Below are 4226 nucleotides of genomic sequence, written 5' to 3' on the forward strand. Positions count from 1 at the left end.
CCGGTGCCCGACGAGCGCCTCGTAGGCGATGATCCCGAGCGAGTACAGGTCGGACAGCGGCGTGGCGGGGCGTCCGACCGCCTGCTCCGGCGACAGGTACTGCGCGGTGCCCATGACCATGCCGGTCGCGGTCATCGTCATCTGGTTGCGCGCGAGCGAGACCCCGAAGTCGGTGATCTTCACGCGTCCGGCCCGGCCGAGCAGGATGTTGCCGGGCTTGACGTCGCGGTGCACCACGCCGGCCTCGTGCGCGGCGTGCAGCCCGCGCGCGGTCTGGGCGAGGATCGGCAGGAGCCGGCGCACGGGCAGCACGGGCTCGCGCTCGAGCAGGTCGGACAGGGGCTCACCGGTCACGAGCTCCATGACCAGGTACGACGCGCCGTCCTGCTCGCCGTAGTCGAAGAGCTGGGCGATGTTCGCGTGCGACAGCGACGCGGAGTTGCGCGCCTCGGTGCGGAACCGCTCGAGGAACCCCTGGTCGCCGACGAACTCCTGCTTGAGCACCTTGACCGCGACGGGCCGCACGAGGGACTCGTCGTACCCCTCCCACACCTCGCCCATGCCGCCGACCGCGATCTGCCGGATCAGCCGGTAGCGGTTGCCGAGCGCGATGCCCGCGGTGGTCCTCATGAGCCCAGCACCGCCTCGATGACGGCCCGCGCGATAGGCGCGGCGACCCGCCCGCCGGTCGCCTCGGAGCCTGCGGACCCGCCGTGCTCGACGATCACCGCGACCGCGACCTGCGGGTCGTTCGCCGGGGCGAACGCGGTGAACCACGCGTGCGGCGCGGCGTCCGACGAGGTCTGCGCGGTGCCGGTCTTCCCGGCGACCTGCACGCCGGGGATCCTCGCGGCCGTGCCGGAGCCGCCTTCGACGACGCCGACCATCATGTCCGTGAGCTGCGCGGCCGTGCCGGGCGAGACGGCGGTCGACAGCAGCGAGGGCTCGGTCTGCGAGACCACCGAGAGGTTCGCGGCGCGCACGCGCTCGACGACGTACGGCCGCATGAGCTTGCCGTCGTTGGCGATCGCGGCGGACACCATCGCCATCTGCAGCGGCGTCGCCGCCACGTCGAACTGCCCGATCGCCGACTGGGCGGTCTGCGGCGCGTTCGGGTCCTGCGGGAAGCGGCTCTCCGCGACCCGCATCGGGATCGTCAGCGACGCGTCGTCGAACCCGAACCGTTCGGCCTGCTCGCGCAGCGCGTCGGCGCCGATGTCCATGCCGAGCTGCGCGAACGCGGTGTTGCACGAGACGCGCAGCGCGTTCGCGAGCGTGATCGGGTTGCTCCCGCAGCCCCCGCCGCCGAAGTTGCCGATCGTCGCGGTGGTCTGCGGGAGGTCGAGCCGCACGGGTGCGGGCAGCTCGGTGCTCGCGTCGTACTCGCCGCTCTCGAGCGCGGCGGCCGCGGTGACGAGCTTGAACGTGGAGCCCGGCGGGTAGGTCTCGAGCGTCGCGTTGCTGCGCAGCGGGTTGCCCGCCGCGCCCGCGAGCTCGGTGTAGGCCGCGGCGGCGGCCGCGGAGTCGTGGGTCGCGAGCGCGTTCGGGTCGAAGCCCGGCGTCGAGACCATCGCCAGGATCCGGCCGGTGCTCGGCTCGATCGCGACGACCGCACCCTGCTGGTCCCCCAGGCCCTCGCGCGCGGCGCGCTGCGCGGCGGCCACGAGCGTGGTCTCGACCGCGGCGCCCTCGGGCTTGCGGCCCGTGATGATGTCCCGCAGCCGCGAGAAGAACAGCTGGTCGCTGCGGCCCGTGAGCTGGTCGTTCGCGGCGCGCTCGAGCTGCGAGCTGCCGTTGACGATCGAGTAGAAGCCCGTGACGGCCGAGTAGAGCTCGCCGTCGGTGTACTGGCGTTGGTAGCCGAACGGGTCGTCGACCTGCACGGACTGCGCGATCGCCTCGCCCGCGACCACGATCGGCCCGCGCGCGTTGCCGTACTCGCGGTACAGCGTCCGCACGTTGCGCGAGTCCGCGTTGAGCTCGGGCGCCTGGACGAACTGCACCCACGTGGCCGAGCCCATGAGGGCCAGGAACATCACGAGCATGACGGTGGCGACGCGGCGCAGGGGCGTGTTCACGACAGCCCTCCGATCCGCTCGGTCGGCTGGTCGTCGTCGGGATCCGGACCCTGCGGACCATGCGGCGCGGAGGCAGCGGACGCCGGGACGCGCACCGGGACCGGCGCGGCGTCGTCGCCCGGCTCGCCGGGCAGCACCTCGCCAGGAAGCACCTCACCGGGCAGCACCTCACCGGGCAGCGGCTCGCCGGGTCGCAGCCCGCGGGCCGCGGGCGCCGGACGACGCGCGTCGTTCGAGACGCGCAGCAGCAGCGCGACGATGATCCAGTTCGCGAGCAGGCTCGACCCTCCGTACGCGAGGAACGGTGTGGTCAGGCCGGTCAGCGGGATGAGCCGCGTGACGCCGCCGACGACGACGAAGCACTGCCACGCGACCACGAATGCCAGACCGCCCGCGAGCAGCTTGCCGAACCCGTCGCGCACGCCGATCGCGGCGCGCATGCCGCGCTGCGTGAGGACCGCGTACAGCATGAGGATCGCGAGCAGGCCCGTCAGGCCGAGCTCCTCGCCGAGCGACGGGACGATGAAGTCCGACTCCGCGTACGGCACGAGGTCCGGCCGGCCCTCGCCCCACCCGGTGCCGAACAGCCCGCCGCTCGCCATGCCGAACAGCCCGCGCACCACCTGGCCCGAGCCGCCCGGATCGCGGTCGAAGACGTCGGGGTCGAGCGCGTGCAGCCACACGTCGAACCGCGCGCCGACGTGCGCGAACGCGGTCGCGGCGACCATGGCGCCGCCGACGAACATCAGCAGGCCGATGACGACCCAGCTGATCCGCTCGGTCGCGAGGTAGAGCATCGCGACGAACAGGCCGAAGAGCAGCAGCGACGTGCCGAGGTCCTTCTCGAACACCAGGACCGCGATCGAGCCGGCCCAGACGACGAGGATCGGGCCCAGGTCCCGTGCGCGCGGCAGCTGCAGGCCCAGGAACTTCGAGCCGGCGAGCGCGAGGGTGTCGCGGTGCGTGACCAGGTAGCCCGCGAAGAACACGGCCAGTGCGAGCTTGGCGAACTCCGCGGGCTGCATGCCGACCGAGCCGAAGTACACCCAGATGCGCGCGCCGTTGATCGACTTGCCGATCCCGGGGACGAGCGGCAGCGCGAGGAGCGCCAGCGCGACGACCATCGCGGTGTACGTGAAGCGCCGTAGCGTGCGGTGGTCGCGCAGCAGGATCAGCACCAACGCGGCCAGTGCGACGGCGATCGCCGTCCACAAGAGCTGGCGCGCCGCGAAGCCGTTGGCCTTCTCGCGCAGCTCGTAGGCGAAGTCGATCCGGTAGATCATCGCCAGGCCGATGCCGTTGAGCGCGACGGTCACGGGCAGGATCACGGGGTCCGCGTACGGCGCACGCCAGCGCAGCACCAGGTGGAGCGCGACGGCCAGGCCCGCGAGCCCCGCGCCGTAGCCGATCACGTCGGGCGGCACCTCGCCCGAGGTGCCCAGCCCGACGAGCGCGTACGCCCCGATCCCGAGCGCGAGCGCGAGGACCAGGAGCAGGAGCTCGGTGCCGCGGCCGGCGCGCACGCGGTGCGGCTCGACGGTCGCCATGCGGTTCACCCGTCCGCGCCGGTGGTGGCCGGCGCGGTGGCTGTCGTTCCTGGCGAGGTGGTCCCGGTGGGCCGGGTGGTGCCGGGATCGGCGGTGGCGCTCGGATCGGCGGTGGGGGCCGTCGTCGGGTCGTCGGCGTCGGGTGCCTGGTCGCCGGGTGCCTGGTCGTCGAGCAGGACGATCTCGTCGACGAGCCGGCGGGCGGCCGCGCGGTCGTCGGCGTGGATGGTCTGGAACACGCGGTCCCGCACGTACTGCGAGGCGATGTCCTCGACCGGGACGCCCGTGCGGTCCACGACGTCCGACAGCGCCACGGGTCCGAGCGCCTCGGGCACGCCGCGGAAGATCACGACCTCGCCCTGGTGGACGCCGACGAAGTACTGCGTGCGCGTCCAGGCGTACCCGCCCCCGAGCACCGCGACCAGCAGCGCGAGCGCCGCGACGCCCGCGACCGCCGCACGTCCGCGCCGCGACCGGCCGCCGGGCCGCGCGCTCTCGGTGTCGTCGGCGTCGTCGCCGTCGTCGTCCGAGCTGGGGCCGTCGCCCGCGCCGCCGGCGCCGACCGTGGCCGGTGCCCCGGCCGGGTCGTCGTCCTCGTCGT

Annotated in this window: 3 protein-coding genes and 1 pseudogene; all 4 read right to left on the bottom strand. The window is 73.7% G+C overall.

Annotated elements, in window-relative coordinates; translation table 11 throughout:
- The coding region (locus tag CWIS_RS19690; RefSeq protein ID WP_231583992.1) for a serine/threonine-protein kinase at positions 1-630 on the bottom strand (630 nt) is incomplete at its 3' end.
- Positions 627-2078 (bottom strand): penicillin-binding protein 2, encoded by a 1452-nt coding sequence (locus CWIS_RS17220; protein WP_048344572.1) that lies wholly within the window; start codon positions 2076-2078, stop codon positions 627-629. The genes CWIS_RS17220 and CWIS_RS19690, both read right to left, overlap by 4 nt.
- Positions 2075-3625: an FtsW/RodA/SpoVE family cell cycle protein gene (locus CWIS_RS17225; protein ID WP_048344583.1), complete on the bottom strand. Its 1551-nt coding sequence runs from the start codon at positions 3623-3625 to the stop codon at positions 2075-2077. Before CWIS_RS17225 ends, CWIS_RS17220 begins: the two co-directional genes overlap by 4 nt.
- A 5-nt stretch (positions 3626-3630) precedes the next feature.
- Positions 3631-4226, bottom strand: a pseudogene (locus CWIS_RS19140) (hypothetical protein); the annotation flags it as partial.

Source organism: Cellulomonas sp. A375-1 (assembly GCF_001040865.1).
Lineage (GTDB): Bacteria > Actinomycetota > Actinomycetes > Actinomycetales > Cellulomonadaceae > Cellulomonas > Cellulomonas gelida.

Excerpts from the sequence above, each read along its gene's own strand:
- CWIS_RS17225 (WP_048344583.1), bottom strand. The coding sequence starts at position 3,625 with ATGGCGACCGTCGAGCCGCACCGCGTGCGCGCCGGCCGCGGCACCGAG.